Annotated in this window: 21 protein-coding genes; 14 read left to right on the top strand and 7 right to left on the bottom strand. The window is 60.7% G+C overall.

Annotation, left to right across the window (positions count from 1 at the left end; translation table 11 throughout):
* Nucleotides 1-8: 8 nt before the first annotated feature.
* The 3 genes from AYR47_RS01035 to AYR47_RS01025 form a co-directional block, all read right to left on the bottom strand.
* Complete coding sequence (locus tag AYR47_RS01035; RefSeq protein WP_016977704.1) at nt 9-767, bottom strand: GntR family transcriptional regulator; 759 nt, start codon at nt 765-767, stop codon at nt 9-11.
* Between the two features lie 261 nt (nt 768-1,028).
* The gene (locus tag AYR47_RS01030; RefSeq protein ID WP_028617820.1) at nt 1,029-1,532 is read right to left on the bottom strand and encodes a L,D-transpeptidase family protein; all 504 of its coding nucleotides are present in this window, start codon (nt 1,530-1,532) and stop codon (nt 1,029-1,031) included.
* A 20-nt stretch (nt 1,533-1,552) separates the two neighbouring features.
* On the bottom strand, nt 1,553-2,101 hold the full coding sequence (locus tag AYR47_RS01025) for an NUDIX hydrolase (RefSeq protein WP_061433968.1): 549 nt from the start codon (nt 2,099-2,101) through the stop codon (nt 1,553-1,555).
* A gap of 149 nt (nt 2,102-2,250) precedes the next feature.
* Between AYR47_RS01025 and AYR47_RS01020 the strand changes: the two genes are divergently transcribed.
* The 5 genes from AYR47_RS01020 (at nt 2,251) to purT (ending at nt 5,558) form a co-directional block, all read left to right on the top strand.
* On the top strand, nt 2,251-2,853 hold the full coding sequence (locus tag AYR47_RS01020; RefSeq protein WP_033898592.1) for a CoA pyrophosphatase: 603 nt from the start codon (nt 2,251-2,253) through the stop codon (nt 2,851-2,853).
* Between the two features lie 36 nt (nt 2,854-2,889).
* Nucleotides 2,890-3,414, top strand: coding sequence for a gamma carbonic anhydrase family protein (locus AYR47_RS01015; RefSeq protein ID WP_028617818.1), 525 nt, complete (start codon nt 2,890-2,892; stop codon nt 3,412-3,414).
* Complete coding sequence (locus AYR47_RS01010) at nt 3,411-3,626, top strand: DUF1289 domain-containing protein (RefSeq protein WP_033898591.1); 216 nt, start codon at nt 3,411-3,413, stop codon at nt 3,624-3,626. The genes AYR47_RS01015 and AYR47_RS01010 overlap by 4 nt, the downstream gene beginning before the upstream one ends.
* Nucleotides 3,627-3,839: 213 nt before the next feature.
* Nucleotides 3,840-4,307 carry a VUT family protein gene (locus AYR47_RS01005; RefSeq protein WP_015885703.1) on the top strand — a complete coding sequence of 156 codons (468 nt, stop codon included), beginning with the start codon at nt 3,840-3,842 and terminating at the stop codon, nt 4,305-4,307.
* 69 nt (nt 4,308-4,376) lie between these two features.
* Nucleotides 4,377-5,558, top strand: a complete 1,182-nt coding sequence (gene purT / locus AYR47_RS01000; RefSeq protein WP_017139720.1) for a formate-dependent phosphoribosylglycinamide formyltransferase — start codon at nt 4,377-4,379, stop codon at nt 5,556-5,558.
* Nucleotides 5,559-5,677: 119 nt separating this feature from the next.
* On the opposite strand, the gene AYR47_RS00995 is transcribed toward purT, so the two are convergent.
* From AYR47_RS00995 to AYR47_RS00985, 3 genes are all read right to left on the bottom strand, one after another.
* Nucleotides 5,678-6,991, bottom strand: coding sequence for an MFS transporter (locus tag AYR47_RS00995; RefSeq protein WP_061433966.1), 1,314 nt, complete (start codon nt 6,989-6,991; stop codon nt 5,678-5,680).
* A gap of 222 nt (nt 6,992-7,213) precedes the next feature.
* Nucleotides 7,214-8,452, bottom strand: a complete 1,239-nt coding sequence (locus tag AYR47_RS00990; protein ID WP_061433963.1) for a transporter associated domain-containing protein — start codon at nt 8,450-8,452, stop codon at nt 7,214-7,216.
* A 12-nt stretch (nt 8,453-8,464) separates the two neighbouring features.
* Complete coding sequence (locus tag AYR47_RS00985) at nt 8,465-9,277, bottom strand: cytochrome C assembly family protein (protein WP_016977712.1); 813 nt, start codon at nt 9,275-9,277, stop codon at nt 8,465-8,467.
* Between the two features lie 220 nt (nt 9,278-9,497).
* Between AYR47_RS00985 and ffh the strand changes: the two genes are divergently transcribed.
* The 6 genes from ffh to AYR47_RS00955 all read left to right on the top strand — a co-directional run bounded on the left by ffh (nt 9,498) and on the right by AYR47_RS00955 (nt 13,565).
* Nucleotides 9,498-10,874: a signal recognition particle protein gene (gene ffh / locus AYR47_RS00980; RefSeq protein WP_003193965.1), complete on the top strand. Its 1,377-nt coding sequence runs from the start codon at nt 9,498-9,500 to the stop codon at nt 10,872-10,874.
* Between the two features lie 250 nt (nt 10,875-11,124).
* The gene (gene rpsP / locus AYR47_RS00975; RefSeq protein ID WP_003175899.1) at nt 11,125-11,376 is read left to right on the top strand and encodes a 30S ribosomal protein S16; all 252 of its coding nucleotides are present in this window, start codon (nt 11,125-11,127) and stop codon (nt 11,374-11,376) included.
* 5 nt (nt 11,377-11,381) lie between these two features.
* A complete protein-coding gene (rimM, locus tag AYR47_RS00970) occupies nt 11,382-11,918 on the top strand; it encodes a ribosome maturation factor RimM (protein ID WP_061433961.1) in 537 nt (178 codons plus the stop codon).
* Nucleotides 11,900-12,673, top strand: a complete 774-nt coding sequence (gene trmD / locus AYR47_RS00965) for a tRNA (guanosine(37)-N1)-methyltransferase TrmD (protein WP_016977714.1) — start codon at nt 11,900-11,902, stop codon at nt 12,671-12,673. The genes rimM and trmD overlap by 19 nt, the downstream gene beginning before the upstream one ends.
* A 45-nt stretch (nt 12,674-12,718) precedes the next feature.
* Complete coding sequence (rplS, locus tag AYR47_RS00960; RefSeq protein WP_003175895.1) at nt 12,719-13,069, top strand: 50S ribosomal protein L19; 351 nt, start codon at nt 12,719-12,721, stop codon at nt 13,067-13,069.
* An 82-nt stretch (nt 13,070-13,151) separates the two neighbouring features.
* Complete coding sequence (locus AYR47_RS00955) at nt 13,152-13,565, top strand: acyl-CoA thioesterase (protein ID WP_016977715.1); 414 nt, start codon at nt 13,152-13,154, stop codon at nt 13,563-13,565.
* Here the strand turns inward: AYR47_RS00955 and AYR47_RS00950 are convergent, their stop codons facing one another.
* Nucleotides 13,566-15,374 carry a cation:proton antiporter gene (locus AYR47_RS00950; RefSeq protein WP_061433959.1) on the bottom strand — a complete coding sequence of 603 codons (1,809 nt, stop codon included), beginning with the start codon at nt 15,372-15,374 and terminating at the stop codon, nt 13,566-13,568.
* A gap of 107 nt (nt 15,375-15,481) precedes the next feature.
* Here AYR47_RS00950 and xerD point away from each other — a divergent pair, with 107 nt between their 5' ends.
* The 3 genes from xerD to AYR47_RS00935 all read left to right on the top strand — a co-directional run bounded on the left by xerD (nt 15,482) and on the right by AYR47_RS00935 (nt 18,686).
* Nucleotides 15,482-16,378, top strand: a complete 897-nt coding sequence (gene xerD / locus AYR47_RS00945; RefSeq protein WP_033898583.1) for a site-specific tyrosine recombinase XerD — start codon at nt 15,482-15,484, stop codon at nt 16,376-16,378.
* A 142-nt stretch (nt 16,379-16,520) separates the two neighbouring features.
* A complete protein-coding gene (locus AYR47_RS00940; protein ID WP_010207987.1) occupies nt 16,521-17,252 on the top strand; it encodes a thioredoxin fold domain-containing protein in 732 nt (243 codons plus the stop codon).
* A 129-nt stretch (nt 17,253-17,381) separates the two neighbouring features.
* Complete coding sequence (locus AYR47_RS00935) at nt 17,382-18,686, top strand: homoserine dehydrogenase (RefSeq protein ID WP_033898582.1); 1,305 nt, start codon at nt 17,382-17,384, stop codon at nt 18,684-18,686.
* Nucleotides 18,687-18,755 lie beyond the last annotated feature (69 nt).

Raw genomic sequence — 18,755 nt, 5'->3', positions numbered from 1 at the left:
GCAGTTCTCTAAATTCGCAGTTCAGCGGAATAGTCGTGGCGACGCAGTTCTGCGACGAAGTCGTAGTAGTCGTTGCGGCAATAGGTGTCGGTGATTTCGATCGGGGTGTTGTCGGCGGTGTAGCCGACCCGGGTCATCAGCAGCATGGCGGTGCCGGGGGCGATGCCGACCAGCTTGGCGAACTCGTCCGAGGCGTTGATCGCCTGGATATGCTGCAGGGCGCGCACCACCGGTTTGCCGATACCTTCCAGGTATTCGTACAGCGAGTGGCCGATGGCTTGTGGCTGTGGCAGCACCGAGGCGGGCATGGTGGTCATTTCAATCGCCATCACCGTGTCATCCGCCTTACGCAAGCGCTTGAGGCGCGCCACTTTGTCGGCGGGCGACAGGCCCAGGCGGATCATCTCTTCGTGGGTCGGCTGGGTCAGCTCACGCTCCAGCCATTGGGAGCTGGGCACAAAACCCTTGAGCCGCAGCATCTCGCTGAACCCCGACAGGCGCGACAGTGGCTGTTCCAGGCGTGGAGAAATATAGGTGCCGGACCCTTGGTTACGGCGGATCAGTCCTTGGGCAAACAACACTTCCAACGCTTTGCGAGCGGTGACGCGCGAAATGCTCAATTGCTCGCTGAGTACGCGTTCTGACGGCAGTGCCTGCTCGGACGTCCACTGGCCGGCGTGGATCGCCGCTTCCAGTTTGCGCGCCAATTGCAGGTACAGCGGCGTGGATTGTTTGTCGTCGGGGCGCAGGGCCAGGATGGGATTCATCGTTCAGGTTTCCGATGCGGTTATTGGAGTGTTGTCGCCCGGTATGGGTCGGAAATTAATACCACTTAAATACCATGTCAATGCAGCCAAGACGGTGCAAGCATTGGTTTCAGGGCCCTGAAATGGAGCCTGGTATCAAGTGGTATTAGAGAGGTCTTTATCACGCGCAGAACTGCGCAGCCGCGGGGGTGAACTGGTATTCACCGGCGGACGCGGGGCAGGGCAGGAATTTTTTTCGAATTATTTTACGAACGTACGGGATTACGGACGAATCTCGATGAGGGTGCCGTCTTTGACCAGGTTCCACACTTCGCGCATGTCCACGTTGCGCATGCCGATGCAGCCGTCGGTCCAGTCCAGGGTGTGGAACCACTGTTCCGGGTAATCCTCGGTGTCGGGGGTGCCGTGGATCATGATCATGCTGCCGGGCTTCACTCCTTCGCGGCGAGCGCGGGCGGCGTCGCTGATGTTCGGGTAGGAGATGTGCATGGCCAGATTGAAGCGGTCGCTGGTCTTGCGCCAGTCGATCCAGTACAGGCCCTCTGGCGTGCGGCGGTCGCCCTCGATCAGCTTGTGGCCCTTGGGGTTCTTGCCCAGGGAAATGCGGTAGGTCTTGAACGGTTTGCCGTCGTTGATCAACTGCAACTGATGGGCGGACTTGAGCACCAGGACTTTTTCCACAGGCTTGCCGCCCAGGGTTTGCACCGTGGAGGCTGGCGACAGCGTGGTGAACGACAGGCAGAGCAGGGCAAGCACCCAACGCATCAAAGACGGTATCCCTCGTGTCATGGCGCGGGCTTGCCCAAGGGTGGCACGGCCTCGCTGCGCACCGGGAACGACTGTTGCCTGCGGTCAGCGAAAAAGTATTCCAAAGTACGCCCGACCGTGCGGAACGCCAGCTCTGACCAAGGGATGTCGGCTTCGTCGAACAGCTGCACTTCCAGGCTTTCGGGGCCGGCGGCGAAGTCCAGGTCGAGCAGGTCGGCGCGGTAGAAAATATGCACCTGGTTGATGTGCGGCACGTCGATCAGCGTATAGATATTCAAGTTGTGCACGCGGGCGCAGGCTTCTTCCAGGGTTTCGCGCATCGCGGCCTGTTCCACGGTCTCGCCGTTTTCCATGAAGCCGGCGGGCAGGGTCCAGTAGCCCAGGCGCGGTTCGATGGCACGGCGGCACAGCAGCACTTTATCGCCCCACACGGGCACGGTGCCGGCGACGATATTGGGGTTCTGGTAGTGGATGGTCGAGCAGTGATCACACACAAAGCGCAGGCGGCCGTCGCCTTCGGGGATGCGCTGGGTAACCGGTTTACCGCACTGGCTGCAGAAATTCATGCTGGGGTTCCTGGAAAGTGCGTCTATCTTGGCGTGACGGGCAGGGCGCTGCAACAAGTTGTCGTTTAGCGACACGGCGCGGGTTTTGGGGTTGGGCACCCGCGAGCTTTGGTGCATGATGCAAGGTAGCCAACAGACCGAGATGACTCATGCTGGACGAGCTACTTCGCCGGGTAAGCAATCACACTCCCCACACGCTTGAAACCGACGGGCGTTTCCCCGAGGCCGCGGTGCTGGTGCCGATTACCCGTAGTGACGAACCTGAGCTGATCCTGACCCTGCGCGCCAGTGGCCTGTCGACCCATGGTGGCGAAGTGGCCTTTCCCGGCGGGCGCCGTGACCCCGAAGACCCGGACCTGATCTTCACCGCGCTGCGCGAGGCTGAAGAGGAGATTGGCCTGCCGCCCGGCCTGGTGGAAGTCATCGGCCCGCTCAGCCCGTTGATCTCCCTGCATGGCATTCGGGTTACGCCGTATGTCGGCGTCATCCCCGATTACGTCGAATACCTGGCCAACGATGCCGAAATTGCTGCCGTCTTCAGTGTGCCTTTGGACTTCTTCCGACAGGACCCGCGCGAACATACCCACAGGATCGATTACCAGGGCCGTAGTTGGTACGTGCCCAGCTATCGATTCGGCGAATACAAGATCTGGGGGCTGACGGCGATCATGATCGTCGAGTTGATCAATCTGCTCTATGACGACGCCCAGATCAGCCTGCACCAACCACCCAAGAGTTTCATCAATATCTAAGCCATCGCTTGAATGGCAACGCCGTGAGGAAACACCATGAAATACCGCCTGGGCGACGCCCGCGTCGAGACGCATCCACATAGCTGGGTGGCGCCGAATGCCACGCTGGTGGGCAAGGTCAAGCTGGAGGAGGGCGCCAATGTCTGGTTCAACGCGGTGTTGCGTGGCGACAACGAACTGATCCTGATTGGCAAGAACAGCAACGTGCAGGACGGTAGCGTGATGCACACCGACATGGGCTACCCGCTGACCCTGGGCACCGGCGTGACCATTGGCCACAACGCGATGTTGCATGGTTGCACGGTGGATGATTACAGCCTGATCGGCATCAACGCGGTGATCCTCAATGGCGCCAAGATTGGCAAGCATTGCATCATCGGCGCCAATTCGCTGATCGGCGAAGGCAAGGAAATTCCCGATGGTTCGCTGGTGATGGGCTCGCCGGGCAAGGTGGTGCGTGAATTGACCGACGCGCAGAAACGCATGCTCGAAGCCAGCGCCGCGCACTATGTGCACAACTCGCAGCGTTATGCGCGTGACCTGGTCGAGCAGGAAGAATGAACCCGACTGAACGCCCCGTCGCCTCGCCGTGCGTGAGCATTTGTGCGCTGGACGATGACGATATTTGCACCGGCTGCCAGCGGACCGTGGATGAGATTACGCGTTGGAGCCGCATGGACAATGCTGAGCGTAGGGTGGTGTTGGGGTTGTGCCATGAGCGGGCGAAGGCGAGTGGGTTGGTGTGGATGATGCCCGGAAAAAGCAGCGTCTGACTGTAGGCTTTCTGTGACAAGTGTTTTTTTGTGGCGAGCGGGCTTGCCCCGCGTTGGGTGGCGTAGCCGCCCCAATAAGCCCACCGCAGTGTGCCTGATATGTCCCGGTGGCAGGTTGTAGGGCTGCTGCGCAGCCCAGCGCGGGGCAAGCCCGCTCGCCACAAAGGTTGCGGTGCATTACCCTGTGCGGCATTGCCCACAGGTCCATCACCCATGCTCTTCCTGATCGCCTATATCAGCAGCGTCGTGCTGATCAACTTCGCCTTCTCCACCGCCCCGCACCTGGACGTCATCTGGTCCGCCTGGGGCGGCCTGGTCTTTATCCTGCGCGACATGGTGCAAACCCGCTTCGGCCACGGCGCGATCATCGCCATGCTGGCCGCGCTGGTGCTGTCGTACGTCACGTCCGACCCGGCCATTGCCCTGGCCAGTGCCACGGCGTTTGCGGTGTCCGAGTGCATCGACTGGCTGGTGTTCAGCATCACCAAGCGCCCGTTGCACGACCGCCTGTGGATAAGTTCGGCGCTGAGTATTCCTCTCGATACCTTCATCTTCTTCGGCTTGATCGGCGCGCTCACTCCAGCGGTAGCGGGCACCGCGCTGGTGTCGAAATTCGCCGGGGTCACGGTGGTGTGGCTGATCATGGCCTGGCGCATCCGCAAGCGCGCCGTCGCCAACTGAGGCCAATTGCTGCAGTTCATGTAAAATGCCCGCCTTTCTCCCAATGATCCGCTCCCCTGAGGACCTGAGATGACCCGAATCGGAACTCCATTGTCGCCAACCGCGACCCGCGTTTTGCTGTGTGGCTGCGGTGAGCTGGGCAAGGAAGTGGTAATCGAACTGCAACGCCTGGGCGTTGAAGTGATTGCCGTGGATCGCTACGCCAATGCGCCGGCCATGCAGGTGGCGCACCGTAGCCATGTGATTAACATGCTCGACGGCGCCGCGCTGCGTGCGGTGATCGAGGCCGAGAAACCGCACTTCATCGTGCCGGAAATCGAAGCCATCGCCACCGCCACCCTGGTAGAACTGGAAGCCGAAGGCTTCACCGTGATCCCGACCGCGCGCGCCACTTCGCTGACCATGAACCGTGAAGGCATCCGCCGCCTGGCCGCTGAAGAGCTGGACCTGCCGACCTCGCCGTACCACTTCGCCGATACGTTCGAAGACTACAGCAAGGCCGTGCAAGACCTGGGCTTTCCGTGCGTGGTCAAGCCGGTGATGAGTTCGTCGGGCAAGGGCCAGAGCCTCTTGCGCAGCGCTGATGACGTGCAGAAAGCCTGGGACTACGCCCAAGAAGGCGGCCGTGCCGGTAAAGGCCGCGTGATCATCGAAGGCTTTATCGATTTCGACTACGAAATCACCCTGCTGACCGTGCGTCACATCGGCGGCACCACGTTCTGTGCACCGGTTGGCCACCGTCAGGAGAAGGGCGACTACCAGGAATCCTGGCAGCCGCAGGCCATGAGCCCGATTGCCCTGGCCGAATCCGAGCGCGTCGCCAAAGCGGTGACCGAGGCCCTGGGCGGTCGTGGTCTGTTTGGCGTTGAGCTGTTCATCAAGGGTGATCAGGTGTGGTTCAGCGAAGTCTCGCCGCGCCCGCATGACACCGGTTTGGTAACCCTGATTTCTCAGGACCTGTCGCAGTTTGCGCTGCACGCGCGCGCCATCCTGGGCTTGCCGATCCCATTGATCCGTCAGTTCGGGCCTTCGGCTTCGGCGGTGATTTTGGTGGAAGGGCAGTCGACCCAGACCGCGTTCGCCAACCTCGGCGCTGCGCTGAGCGAGCCGGACACTGCGTTGCGTCTGTTTGGTAAGCCGGAAGTGAATGGCCAGCGTCGGATGGGTGTGGCGTTGGCGCGGGATGAGTCGATTGAAGCGGCTCGGGCTAAAGCGACCCGTGCTTCGAAGGCTGTTGTTGTAGAGCTGTAAACCGCGTCGCGCCGTTCGCGAGCAAGTCGAATCGTCGCACCGCCGCTCCCACACTTGACCGAGTTGCCAGGTCTGGCACCGAACAATGTGGGAGCGGGCTTGCTCGCGAAAGCGGTCTATCAGGCGACCTTGTTCAAATCGTTATCCCGCGTCTCTTTCAGGCACAGCACAGCAATCAAGCTGAGCAACGCTGCCGCCGACACATACCCACCGACATAACTCAGCCCCCCCATCGCCACCAGCTTGGTCGCGAAGAACGGTGCGGCCGACGCGCCCACAATCCCGCCCAGGTTATACGCCGCCGAAGCACCGGTATAACGCACGCGGGTCGGGAACAGCTCCGGCAACATGGCGCCCATCGGTGCGAAGGTCACGCCCATCAGGAACAGCTCCAGCGCCAGGAACAGCGCCACGGCCCAAGTAGAACCGTGGGTCAGCAGCGGCTCCATGGTGAAGCCCGACAGGATCGCCAGGATCGCGCCGACAATCAGCACCGGCTTGCGCCCGTAGCGGTCGCTGGCCAAGGCCGCCAATGGCGTCGCTAGTCCCATGAACAGCACCGCAAAGCACAGCAGGCCGAGGAAGGTCTCGCGGCTGTAACCCAAGGTTGAAACGCCGTAACTCAGGGAGAATGCGGTGGTGATGTAGAACAGCGCATAACACACCACCATCGACGCAGCGCCCAGCAACACCGGCAGCCAATGTTGGCTGAACAGTTCCACCAGCGGCACCTTGACCGGCGCTTCCTTGGCGACGGCGTTGGCGAACACTGGCGTCTCATGCAGCTTCAGCCGTGCATACAGGCCAACCATCACCAGCGCAGCGCTGAGGATGAACGGGATGCGCCAGCCCCAGCTGCGGAATTGTTCGTCGTTCAGGCTCATGGCCAGGATCAGGAACAAGCCGTTGGCGGCCAGGAAGCCGATCGAAGGGCCCAACTGCGGGAACATGCCGAACCAGGCGCGTTTGCCCTTGGGCGCATTCTCGGTCGCCAGCAACGCCGCGCCGCCCCATTCACCGCCCAAGCCCAGGCCCTGGCCGAAGCGCAGCACACACAACAGGATCGGCGCCCAGGCCCCGATGCTGTCATAGCCAGGTAGCAAACCAATCAGCGTGGTACATACGCCCATCAGCAGCAGTGACGCCACCAGTGTGGATTTACGCCCGATGCGGTCACCGAAGTGGCCGAACAGCGCCGAACCCAGCGGGCGGGCGATAAAGGCGATACCGAAGGTCAGGAACGACGCCAGCATCTGTGCGGTGCCGGAGGTCTGCGGGAAGAACACCGGGCCGATCACCAGCGCAGCGGCCGTGGCGTAGATATAGAAGTCGTAGAACTCGATGGCGGTGCCGACGATGCTCGCCGTGGCGACCCGTGCGGTCGAGTTGGTCGGGGCGGCGGCGGGCGCGGCCTCGTTATACGTGGTGCTCATGGTGGTGTCCCTGATGGTCATTGCGCGTTTGGACGCGGATTATTATTGGTCGAACACCCATGGATCAGGGTTGTGCGCGGGAAGGCTCGGGATGGGAGCGAACACCGGTCAGACACGATAAAGCGGTGCCTGGACACGCTGGGTGCGGGTAGCACGCGGTCGGGCGCGGCTCTGGTAAGCCGCCCCGATTATAGGAAGGGGTTTGCGGATCCAACAAGGGGGTTAAACGGCGACCGGCATCCGGCTGGTGTGCCAGATCAGCACCTTGCTCACGCGGTTGTCCTCGGTCTCGAGGATTTCCAGGCGGTAGCGCCCGATTTTCAGGCACACCGCGCAATCGGGAATGGTCTCCAGCGCTTCGGTGACCAGGCCATTGAGGGTCTTGGGGCCGTCGCTGGGCAGGTGCCAGTTCAGGCTTTTGTTCAGCTCGCGGATCGAGGCGGCGCCATCGATGATGTAGCGGCCGTCCGGCTGGGGCTCGATGTGCGGGTTGTCGGCGCTCTGTTCGCTTTCGAATTCGCCGACGATTTCTTCGAGGATATCTTCCAGGGTCACGATACCCAGCACTTCGCCGTATTCATCCACCACCATGCCCAGGCGCCGCTGCTGCTTGTGGAAGTTCAGCAGTTGCAGTTGCAGGGGCGTGCTTTCCGGGACGAAGTAGGGTTCGTGGCAGGCGGCGAGCAAGGCCTCTTTGGTCAGGCTGGCGTCGTGCAGCAGGTGTTGGATCTGCCGGGTATTGAGCACCGCCTGGACCTGGTTGATGTCACTGTGGAACACCGGCAGGCGCGTGCGCTGGGAGGTGCGCAGTTGCTCGATGATTGCTTCGATCGAGTCATCCAGGTTGATACCGTCCACTTCGCTGCGCGGTACCAGGATGTCGTTGACGGTGATGTTGTCCAGGGCGTGGATGCCCGGCATACCGGGGGTGCGGCCTTCGTCGGATTCGGCTTCCGGCTCGTCGTCATGATCGGGCAGCGGCTCGTCGCTCTTTTTCACGATGCCGGATTTACGTGCGAACGGGCGCAGCAGCAACAGGCTGATGCCATTGAGCAGCCAGGCCAGCGGGTAAAGAATTTTCAACGGCACGCCCAACAGCGTATTGCCAAAGCCCAGCACGGCCTGCGGATGGCGGACGGCGAGGGCGCGGGGTAGGTAGTCGGCCAGAATCAGCAGGGTCGCGCAGGAAATCATCCAGCCCAGCCAAGGCCCATTCTGCGCCCAGGCGTAGATAGCCAGCAGCGTGCAGAGGATCACCACGGCGGCGCGACACAGGCTGTTGCACAAGATCAGGCTGTTACGCGGGAAGCTCAGGCGGGCGGCGGCCTTGTCACCCTGGCGTGTGCCGGGGCGCAGGGCCAGCAGGTGTTGTTGCGCGGCTTCGATGGCGGTGAACAGTGCGGCCCATAAGACCAGCAGGGCGATTACCGCGAGCATCGGCTCCAGGGGCAAGTTGTCCATGATGGCTGCCCGTCAGATATGCAGGATGTATTCGCGGACCAGCTTGCTGCCGAAATAGGCCAGCATCAGCAGGCAGAAACCGGCCAGGGTCCAGCGGATCGCCTTGTGCCCGCGCCAGCCGAGGCGGTTGCGGCCCCACAGCAACACGCTGAACACCACCCAGGCCAGGCACGCCAGCAGGGTTTTGTGCACCAAGTGCTGGGCGAACAGGTTTTCGACGAACAGCCAGCCGGAGATCAGCGAAAGCGACAGCAGCGTCCAACCGGCCCACAGGAAGCCGAACAGCAGGCTTTCCATGGTTTGCAGCGGCGGGAAGTTCTTGATCAGCCCCGAGGGGTGCTTGTGCTTGAGCTGGTGGTCTTGCAACAGCAGGAGCAGGGCCTGGAACACCGCGATGGTGAACATGCCATAGGCCAGGATCGACAGCAGGATATGCGCCAGGATGCCCGGTTCTTCATCAATCACCTGCACCGTGCCGGTCGGGGCGAATTGCGCCATTAGCACCGTCAGCATGCCCAGCGGGAATAGCAGCACCAGCAGGTTCTCGACGGGAATCCGGTAGCAGGCCAGCAGGGTCAATGCGATGACGGCGGCTGCGATCAGGCTGGCGGCACTGAAAAAATCCAGGCCCAGGCCTACGGGGGTCATCAAATGGGTAAACAGGCTGGCAGCATGGGCCAGCAGGGCGAGCACACCCAAGCCGACGAGCAGGCGTTTGTCCGCCTTGGCGCCTTGGGCCAGACGAGTGCCCTGGTAGAGAGTCGCAGCGGCATACAAAATGGCGGCGGCGAGGCTGGGTAGCAAACTGGGTGACAAAGGGAGCATAAATCCTGTTAGGCAAGCCCGAAAGGCGCTGAGTTTGGCATACCCCCGCGTAACACGAAAGACTCTCAAGCCAGACAGCGGGTGTGCATGGCGGCAGTCTTCGCTATAATCCGCGACCTGCCCACGCCGCAGGCTCGCCGAGCGCTGTTTTTAATAGCGATTTACCACAGCCTGGGCCGCCATTACCTCGGTCTATGAATAGGGCCTGAAAGGATCGCGCATGTTTGAAAATCTGACTGACCGTCTCTCGCAGACGCTGCGCCACGTCACCGGCAAGGCCAAGCTGACCGAGGACAATATTAAAGACACCCTGCGCGAAGTGCGCATGGCGTTGCTGGAAGCCGACGTCGCCTTGCCGGTGGTGAAGGACTTCGTCAACTCGGTCAAAGAGCGCGCGGTAGGCACCGAAGTGTCCCGCAGCCTGACACCGGGCCAGGCGTTCGTGAAGATCGTCCAGGCTGAGCTCGAAAGCCTGATGGGCGCGGCCAACGAAGATTTGAACCTCAGCGCCGTGCCACCGGCCGTGGTGCTGATGGCCGGTCTGCAGGGTGCGGGTAAGACCACCACCGCTGGCAAGCTGGCGCGCTTCCTTAAAGAGCGCAAGAAGAAGTCCGTGATGGTGGTGTCGGCTGACGTCTACCGTCCGGCCGCTATCAAGCAGCTGGAAATGCTCGCGGGCGAAGTGGGCGTGACCTTCTTCCCGTCCGACCTGAGCCAGAAGCCGGTCGACATCGCCAACGCGGCTATTAAAGAAGCCAAGCTCAAATTCATCGACGTGGTCATCGTCGATACCGCCGGTCGCCTGCACATCGACGAAGAGATGATGGGCGAGATCAAGGCGCTGCATGCCGCGATCAACCCGGTCGAGACGCTGTTCGTGGTCGACGCCATGACCGGTCAGGATGCGGCCAACACCGCCAAGGCCTTTGGTGATGCACTGCCACTGACCGGCGTGATCCTGACCAAGGTCGACGGTGACGCCCGTGGCGGTGCCGCGCTGTCGGTACGTGCCATCACCGGCAAGCCGATCAAGTTCATCGGTATGGGCGAGAAGAGCGAAGCGCTCGAACCCTTCCATCCTGAGCGTATCGCCTCGCGCATCCTCGGCATGGGCGACGTGCTCAGCCTGATCGAACAGGCCGAAGCCACCCTCGACAAGGACAAGGCCGATAAACTGGCCAAGAAACTGAAGAAGGGCAAGGGCTTCGACCTCGAAGATTTCCGCGACCAGCTGCAACAGATGAAGAACATGGGCGGCCTCGGCGGCCTGATGGACAAGCTGCCGAACATCGGCGGTGTGAACCTGGCGCAGATGGGCAATGCCCAGGGTGCGGCAGAGAAGCAGTTCAAGCAGATGGAAGCCATCATCAATTCCATGACCCCGGCCGAGCGCCGCGACCCTGAGCTGATCAGCGGTTCGCGCAAACGTCGGATCGCCATGGGTTCCGGCACCCAGGTGCAGGACATCGGTCGCTTGATCAAGCAGCACAAGCAGATGCAGAAGATGATGAAGAAATTCTCCGCCAAAGGCGGAATGGCCAAGATGATGCGCGGCATGGGCGGTATGTTGCCCGGCGGCGGTATGCCCAAAATGTAAAGAATTCGAGCAAAAGCCCGCTTTTGCTCCGACCCACAGGGACGTGGGATCTCCAGCAAACCCGCCGTTGGCGGGCGCTGACTCGCCGTTTTAACCGACGGCTCTATAGCAGATCTGAGTGGCACGCTGATAGGCGCCAGAAAAAGACATTTGCAAAAGTCCGGATATTCCTTAGAATATGCGGCCTTTCGGGCACCTATGCCCGCTGTGCATTTAGATTTGCAGCACCGACTACAGGAACGATGTTCACATGCTAACAATCCGTCTTGCCCTTGGCGGCTCCAAAAAGCGCCCGTTTTACCACTTGACCGTAACCGACAGCCGCAACCCGCGTGACGGTTCGCACAAGGAACAGGTTGGTTTCTTCAACCCTGTTGCTCGTGGTCAAGAAGTTCGTCTGTCCGTGAACCAAGAGCGCGTAGCCTACTGGCTGAGCGTGGGTGCACAGCCATCCGAGCGCGTTGCAAAACTGTTGAAGGACTCGGCTAAGGCCGCAGCCTGAGCAATATGAACGCGACGCCAGCTGTTGCTGATGATTTGATCGTTATCGGCAAGATTTACTCTGTTCATGGCGTTCGCGGCGAAGTGAAGGTGTATTCCTTTACTGATCCGACTGAAAACCTGTTGCAGTACAAGACCTGGACGCTCAAGCGCGAAGGTAGTGTGAAGCAGGTTGAGCTGGTCAGTGGACGCGGGAGCGATAAGTTCCTGGTCGCAAAGCTCAAGGGTCTTGATGACCGTGAAGAAGCTCGTCTTCTGGCCGGTTATGAGATCTGCGTGCCGCGAGACCTGTTCCCTGAATTGACCGACGGCGAGTACTACTGGTACCAACTGGAAGGTCTGAAGGTTATTGATCAACTCGGGCAATTGTTCGGGAAAATCGATCATCTTCTGGAAACCGGCGCCAATGATGTAATGGTGGTCAGGCCTTGCGCTGGCAGCCTGGATGATCGCGAACGCCTGTTGCCCTATACGGCGCAATGCGTGTTGGCCGTCGACCTGGTCGCGGGCGAGATGAAGGTGGAATGGGACGCGGACTTCTAAGCGTGGCTAATTTGCGCATTGAAGTGATCAGTTTGTTTCCCGAGATGTTTTCCGCCATCAGCGAGTACGGCATCACCAGTCGGGCGGTGAAACAGGGGCTGTTGCAGCTCACCTGTTGGAACCCGCGAGACTACACGACGGATCGACATCACACTGTAGACGATCGCCCATTTGGCGGTGGTCCGGGCATGGTGATGAAGATCAAGCCCCTGGAAGACGCGTTGGTTCAGGCCAAGGCTGCCGCCGGGGAGAAGGCGAAGGTAATTTACCTGTCCCCTCAAGGCCGTCAGCTGAAACAGGCTGGGGTCCGCGAACTGGCGAATGAGGAAGCACTGATCCTGATTGCCGGTCGCTATGAAGGCATTGACGAGCGGTTTATTGAAGCTCATGTCGATGAAGAGTGGTCGATTGGGGACTATGTCCTGTCTGGCGGCGAGCTGCCGGCGATGGTCCTGATAGATGCGGTTACACGACTGCTGCCTGGAGCTTTAGGGCATGCGGACTCCGCGGAGGAAGATTCCTTCACGGATGGTTTGCTGGATTGCCCGCACTACACCCGACCGGAGGTGTATGCGGATCAGCGTGTTCCCGACGTATTGCTAAGTGGCAATCACGCACACATCCGGCGTTGGCGTTTACAGCAGTCCCTTGGTCGGACCTATGAACGACGCGCCGATCTTCTGGAAAGCCGCTCGCTTTCTGGAGAAGAGAAGAAGCTGCTCGAGGAATACATCCTCGCGCGGGACGATAGTTAACAACGTATCGATGGTAGGTCCATTGACTTACCTTAGGAGCACAGCATGACTAACAAAATCATCCTTGCACTCGAAGCAGAGCAGATGACCAAAGAGATCCCTACCTTTGCCCCGGGCGACACCATTGTCGTTCAGGTGAAAGTGAAGGAAGGCGACCGTTCGCGTCTGCAAGCGTTCGAAGGCGTGGTAATTGCCAAGCGTAACCGTGGTGTGAACAGTGCTTTCACTGTTCGTAAAATCTCCAACGGTGTTGGCGTAGAGCGTACTTTCCAGACCTACAGCCCGCAAATCGACAGCATGGCCGTCAAGCGTCGCGGTGACGTACGTAAAGCCAAGCTGTACTACCTGCGCGACCTGTCCGGTAAAGCAGCTCGCATCAAGGAAAAACTGGCTTAAGTCCAGCTTCCCGATGCAGAAAAAAGCAGCCTACGGGCTGCTTTTTTGTGCCTGAAATTTGTCTATCTGCCGGTATTTGTCCATGACCACCCGCCTCGAAGAAATCCAGCGCCGCACCGACCTGTCCGTGACCCACGTGACCAAGGCCGTGTTCCCGCCGACCACCAACCACCACAACACTTTGTTCGGTGGCACCGCCCTGGCCTGGATGGATGAAGTGTCGTTCATCACGGCCACCCGTTTCTGTCGCCTGCCGCTGGTGACAGTCTCCACCGACCGCATCGACTTCAACCACGCGATCCCGGCCGGCTCCATCGTTGAGCTGATCGGCCGCGTGATCAAGGTCGGCAACACCAGCCTCAAGGTTGAAGTGGAAGTGTTCGTCGAGAGCATGAGCGCCGATGGTCGCGAGAAGGCGATCCAGGGCGTGTTCAGCTTTGTCGCGATTGACGCCGACAAACGCCCTGTACCGGTATTGCCTGGGTTTGCCGACTGATCAGCCGGTTGTGTGGTTCTCGGGTTGGATCACGGCTAGCAAGGTCCAACCGGCTACGGGCTTCACACTGCTGTCCGGGGTGACCACATGCACCCACCCGCTGACATCTCGGGCAAACAGCAGCGTGGCGCGTTCCCCATGGAGCGTTTGGTATTGCTCCCAGCCGAAGCCCTCTGTGAGATGCGTGCTATACAGCTCGGCGCCTTGGCCCAATAGGCTGGCGAGCTTGGTGTAACTCAAGGGTTGACTGCCCAGCAACTGGCCACGGTGTTCATGGCTGGCTCGGTGTTTATCGGTGCGGCGGCTCTCCTGGCTGCTGCTCAGGGTGAACAGGCGGTGGCCGAAGTCGTGACGAAAACGCATCGCGGCCAGGGTATTCAGTTCGCCGGACGGGGAGAGCGCCAGTAAATGCCCAAGCCCAACCAGGTCCAGGTGCGATTCGGCATGCTGGGAGGCCGGGTTGCCGAAATAGGTGGGAAGCCCTTCCATCCGACTGGCGCGGATATTCTCCCAGCTTGAGTCCGTCAGCAGCACGCGGCTGCCGAGTTGCTGCAATGCCTTGCCCAGCATGCGTGCCGGGCCGTTCGCGCCGACGATCAGGAAGCCACTGGGGGCGGGCTCAGCAACTTTCAGCAGGCGGGCCAAGGGTCGTGCGGTCGCACTTTGCAGCACCACGGTGCCGATGATCACCGCAAAGGTCAGTGGCACCAACAGCAGCGCACCGGCGTGCCCGGCTTCATCCAGGCGAATCGCAAAGATTGCCGACACCGCAGCCGCCACAATCCCGCGCGGGGCGATCCATGCCAGCAGTGCGCGCTCCCGCCAATTCAGTTTCGAGCCGACGGTCGACAGCGCGACATTCAAAGGGCGGGCGATGAATTGAATGATCAGCAACAGGATCAGTACGAACGGTCCCAGCGCAATCAAGGCGTTCAGATCCAGGCGTGCCGCCAGCAGGATAAACAGGCCGGAAATCAGCAACACGCTGAGGTTCTCCTTGAAGTGCAGAATGTGCCGCACATCCACGCCCTTCATGTTGGCCATCCACATGCCCATCAGGGTCACCGCCAGCAAGCCGGATTCATGCATGACTTCGTTAGAGGCGATAAATACCCCCAGCACCCCGGCCAGCGTCGCCAGGTTATGCAGGTATTCCGGCAACCACTGCCGCCGCATGATCTGCCCCAATACCCAGCCGCCAGCTATCCCGAACAGGCTACCGCAGACGATCACCCCGCCGAAGGTCAGCAGGCTATGGCTCAAGCCATCGCCGGAAGCACGGCTGATGATGAAGCTGTACACCACGACCGCCAGCAGGGCGCCGATAGGGTCAATGACAATGCCTTCCCAGCGCAGGATGTTGGCGATGGAGGCCTTGGGGCGCACCACGCGCAACATGGGAACGATGACGGTCGGGCCTGTGACCAAGGTCAGCGTGCCGAACAGCAGTGCGAGCATCCAGTCGAAACCCAGCAGCCAGTGGGTCGCCAAGGTGATCACCGCCCAGGTCGACAGCGCGCCAAGCGTGACCAGGCGATGCACCACGCTGCCGATTTCCTTCCATTCCGACAGGTGCAGGGTCAGGCTGCCTTCAAACAGAATCAGCGCCACCGCCAGCGACACCAGCGGCATCAGCAGAGGGCCGAACATTTCCTGCGGGTCGAGCCAGCCCAGTACCGGTCCTGCCAGAATCCCGCTCAGTAACAGGAACAGAATGGCCGGCAGTTTCAGGCGCCAGGCCAGCCATTGGCAGCCGAGTGCCGCCACGCCAATGCCGCCAAAGGCCAGCAAAATCTGTTGTTCGTTCATTAAAGCTTCCTGTTCCTTGAAGTAGCGGGCTATGAAAGACTAGTGACCCTAATCACAGTTCACTAATTAATTGCCGCAAAGCCCCGTGCCGCGTCGCTTGAGTGCCCATGCCTGCCATTGATCACCTGCTTATCGACCGTTTTCTCGACGCCCTCTGGCTGGAAAAAGGCCTGTCGGACAATACGCGCCAGGCCTACCGCAGTGACCTGGCCCTGTTCAACGGTTGGCTGCAGGAGAAAAACCTCGAGCTGATCAATGCTGGGCGCGAGCTGATTCTCGACCACCTGGCCTGGCGCCTTGAGCAAAACTACAAGCCACGTTCCACGGCGAGATTTCTCTCCGGAGTGCGTGGCTTTTATCGCTATCTGTTGCGTGAAAAGTTGATAACGGTGGATCCGACTCTACAAGTCGACATGCCACAATTAGGTAGGCCTCTTCCTAAGTCTCTGTCAGAAACTGACGTGGAGGCCTTACTGGCCGCCCCCGACCTCAGCGAAGCCATCGGCCAGCGCGACCGCGCCATGCTGGAGGTTCTATACGCCTGTGGCCTGCGGGTGACCGAGTTGATCAGCCTGACCCTGGAGCAAGTCAACCTGCGCCAGGGCGTGCTGCGGGTGATGGGCAAGGGCAGCAAGGAAAGGCTGGTGCCCATGGGCGAGGAGGCGATTGTGTGGGTCGAGCGCTATATGCGTGATGCGCGCAGTGAGCTGCTGGGCGGACGGCCCAGCGACGTATTGTTTCCCAGCCTGCGCGGCGAGCAGATGACCCGGCAAACGTTTTGGCATCGCATCAAGCACCAGGCGAAGGTTGCCGGGATTGGCAAGACCCTGTCGCCGCACACCTTGCGCCATGCCTTCGCCACGCATTTGCTCAACCACGGTGCGGATTTGCGCGTGGTGCAGATGCTGCTCGGCCACAGCGACTTATCCACAACCCAGATCTACACCCATGTCGCGCGCGCACGTTTGCAGGATATGCACGCCAAGCATCACCCACGCGGCTGAAAACCGCCAATTTATCCCGCCACGGGCTGCCCTGCGGCCCAACTGTGGTAGGCTTTGCCGGTTAGCAAAGGGGACGGCCCATGCCCGAGTTTTCACATCGGCGCTACTGCTCCCGTCCCTGCATCTGCCTTCAGGAGTTCCCATGCGCTTGACCCAGATTATTGCCGCCGCAGCCATTGCGTTGGTTTCCACCTTTGCCTTCGCCGATGACGCTGCCGAGCAGACCATCCGCAAGAGCCTGGCCAACCTGCAACTCGATACCCCGATCGAAAGCATCAGCGCCAGCCCTATGGCCGGCCTGTATGAAGTCAAGCTCAAGGGCAGCCGCGTGCTGTACGCCAGTGCCGACGGCCAGTACATCGTCCAGGGCTACCTGTTCCAGCTGAAGGACGGCAAGCCGGTCAACCTCACCGAGAAAGCCGAGCGCCTGGGCGTGTCCAAGCTGATCAACGGCATCCCGGTAGCGGAAACCGTGGTTTACCCGGCCATCGGCGAGACCAAGACCCACATCACCGTGTTCACCGACACCACCTGCCCGTACTGCCACAAGCTGCACGCCGAAGTGCCGGCGTTGAACAAGCTGGGTGTGGAAGTACGCTACGTCGCCTTCCCGCGCCAGGGCCTGGGTTCGCCGGGTGACGAGCAGCTGCAAGCGGTGTGGTGCTCGGCCGACAAGAAAGCCGCCATGGACAAGATGGTCGATGGCAAGGAAATCAAGGCGGCCAAATGTGCCAACCCGGTTTCCAAGCAGTTCGCCCTGGGGCAGTCCATCGGCGTGAACGGTACACCGGCCATCGTTTTGGCTGACGGCCAAGTGATTCCGGGCTACCAGCCGGCACCACAAGTTGCCAAACTGGCGCTCAGTGCCAAATAAATCAGTATCGTCGAAACGTCGACGATCAAGGCTCGCTGACACGTCGGCGGGTCGTTAATTGCAAGCCGCAGTCGTGCGGCTGTTTTCCACGGCCGACCTAGCGTCGGCCGTTTCATGGGGAGTTCTTCAGTGAAACCGGTCAAAGTAGGCATCTGTGGGTTGGGGACCGTCGGTGGCGGCACCTTTAACGTACTTCAGCGTAACGCTGAGGAAATTTCCCGCCGTGCAGGTCGCGGGATTGAAGTGGCGCAAATTGCCACGCGTTCGCCAAAGCCTCAGTTCGAAACGACCGGTATTGCGATTACCAACGATGTCTTCGCCGTTGCCACCAACCCTGAAATCGATATCGTCATCGAGCTGGTCGGCGGCTACACCGTGGCCCGTGAGCTGGTGCTCAAGGCCATCGAGAACGGCAAGCACGTGGTCACTGCCAACAAGGCGCTGATCGCCGTGCACGGCAACGAGATCTTCGCCAAGGCGCGTGAGAAGGGTGTGATTGTCGCGTTCGAAGCCGCCGTGGCCGGTGGCATCCCGGTAATCAAGGCGATCCGTGAAGGCCTGTCCGCCAACCGCATCAACTGGGTGGCCGGCATCATCAACGGCACCGGTAACTTCATCCTTACCGAAATGCGCGAGAAGGGCCGTACCTTCGAAGACGTGCTGGCCGAAGCCCAAGCCCTGGGTTACGCCGAAGCCGACCCGACCTTCGACGTAGAAGGCATCGATGCGGCGCACAAGCTGACCATCCTGGCCTCCATTGCCTTTGGTATTCCGCTGCAGTTCGACAAGGCCTACACCGAAGGCATCACCAAGCTGACCACTGCCGACGTGAACTATGCCGAAGCCTTGGGCTATCGCATCAAGCACCTGGGTGTGGCGCGTAGCACACCGGCCGGTATCGAGTTGCGTGTGCACCCGACGCTGATCCCGGCCGACCGCCTGATCGCCAACGTCAATGGCGTGATGAACGCCGTGATGGTCAACGGTGATGCGGCGGGTTCGACCCTGTTCTACGGCGCCGGCGCCGGCATGGAGCCGACCGCCTCGTCGGTGATCGCCGACCTGGTGGACGTGGTCCGCGCCATGACCAGCGACCCGGAAAACCGCGTGCCGCACCTGGCCTTCCAGCCGGACTCGCTGTCGGCGCACCCGATCCTGCCGATCGAAGCCTGCGAAAGTGCCTACTACCTGCGCATCCAGGCCCAGGACCATCCAGGCGTGTTGGCCCAGGTTGCGAGCATCCTGTCGGAGCGTGGTATCAACATCGAGTCGATCATGCAGAAGGAAGTCGAGGAGCAAAACGGCCAGGTGCCGATGATCCTGCTGACTCACCGCGTGCTCGAACAGCACATCAATGATGCCATCCAGGCACTGGAAGCTCTCCAGGGCGTGGTTGGGCCGGTCGTCCGGATTCGCGTCGAACATTTGAATTAATTCAGCTGCAAGCGCCAAGCTGCAAGCTGCAAGTGAAAGCAGAACCGCTTCGACTTGCAGCTTGAAGCT

This window comes from Pseudomonas azotoformans, from assembly GCF_001579805.1.
Taxonomy (GTDB): Bacteria; Pseudomonadota; Gammaproteobacteria; order Pseudomonadales; family Pseudomonadaceae; genus Aquipseudomonas; species Aquipseudomonas azotoformans_A.
The sequence above is the reverse complement of the archived record's forward strand: the minus strand, read 5'-3'. Positions and strand labels throughout refer to the sequence as shown.

Excerpts from the sequence above, each read along its gene's own strand:
- AYR47_RS01035 (WP_016977704.1), bottom strand. The coding sequence starts at position 767 with ATGAATCCCATCCTGGCCCTGCGCCCCGACGACAAACAATCCACGCCG.
- AYR47_RS01030 (WP_028617820.1), bottom strand. The coding sequence starts at position 1,532 with ATGCGTTGGGTGCTTGCCCTGCTCTGCCTGTCGTTCACCACGCTGTCG.
- AYR47_RS01025 (WP_061433968.1), bottom strand. The coding sequence starts at position 2,101 with ATGAATTTCTGCAGCCAGTGCGGTAAACCGGTTACCCAGCGCATCCCC.
- AYR47_RS01020 (WP_033898592.1), top strand. The coding sequence starts at position 2,251 with ATGCTGGACGAGCTACTTCGCCGGGTAAGCAATCACACTCCCCACACG.
- AYR47_RS01015 (WP_028617818.1), top strand. The coding sequence starts at position 2,890 with ATGAAATACCGCCTGGGCGACGCCCGCGTCGAGACGCATCCACATAGC.
- AYR47_RS01010 (WP_033898591.1), top strand. The coding sequence starts at position 3,411 with ATGAACCCGACTGAACGCCCCGTCGCCTCGCCGTGCGTGAGCATTTGT.
- AYR47_RS01005 (WP_015885703.1), top strand. The coding sequence starts at position 3,840 with ATGCTCTTCCTGATCGCCTATATCAGCAGCGTCGTGCTGATCAACTTC.
- purT (WP_017139720.1), top strand. The coding sequence starts at position 4,377 with ATGACCCGAATCGGAACTCCATTGTCGCCAACCGCGACCCGCGTTTTG.
- AYR47_RS00995 (WP_061433966.1), bottom strand. The coding sequence starts at position 6,991 with ATGAGCACCACGTATAACGAGGCCGCGCCCGCCGCCGCCCCGACCAAC.
- AYR47_RS00990 (WP_061433963.1), bottom strand. The coding sequence starts at position 8,452 with ATGGACAACTTGCCCCTGGAGCCGATGCTCGCGGTAATCGCCCTGCTG.
- AYR47_RS00985 (WP_016977712.1), bottom strand. The coding sequence starts at position 9,277 with ATGCTCCCTTTGTCACCCAGTTTGCTACCCAGCCTCGCCGCCGCCATT.
- ffh (WP_003193965.1), top strand. The coding sequence starts at position 9,498 with ATGTTTGAAAATCTGACTGACCGTCTCTCGCAGACGCTGCGCCACGTC.
- rpsP (WP_003175899.1), top strand. The coding sequence starts at position 11,125 with ATGCTAACAATCCGTCTTGCCCTTGGCGGCTCCAAAAAGCGCCCGTTT.
- rimM (WP_061433961.1), top strand. The coding sequence starts at position 11,382 with ATGAACGCGACGCCAGCTGTTGCTGATGATTTGATCGTTATCGGCAAG.
- trmD (WP_016977714.1), top strand. The coding sequence starts at position 11,900 with ATGGGACGCGGACTTCTAAGCGTGGCTAATTTGCGCATTGAAGTGATC.
- rplS (WP_003175895.1), top strand. The coding sequence starts at position 12,719 with ATGACTAACAAAATCATCCTTGCACTCGAAGCAGAGCAGATGACCAAA.
- AYR47_RS00955 (WP_016977715.1), top strand. The coding sequence starts at position 13,152 with ATGACCACCCGCCTCGAAGAAATCCAGCGCCGCACCGACCTGTCCGTG.
- AYR47_RS00950 (WP_061433959.1), bottom strand. The coding sequence starts at position 15,374 with ATGAACGAACAACAGATTTTGCTGGCCTTTGGCGGCATTGGCGTGGCG.
- xerD (WP_033898583.1), top strand. The coding sequence starts at position 15,482 with ATGCCTGCCATTGATCACCTGCTTATCGACCGTTTTCTCGACGCCCTC.
- AYR47_RS00940 (WP_010207987.1), top strand. The coding sequence starts at position 16,521 with ATGCGCTTGACCCAGATTATTGCCGCCGCAGCCATTGCGTTGGTTTCC.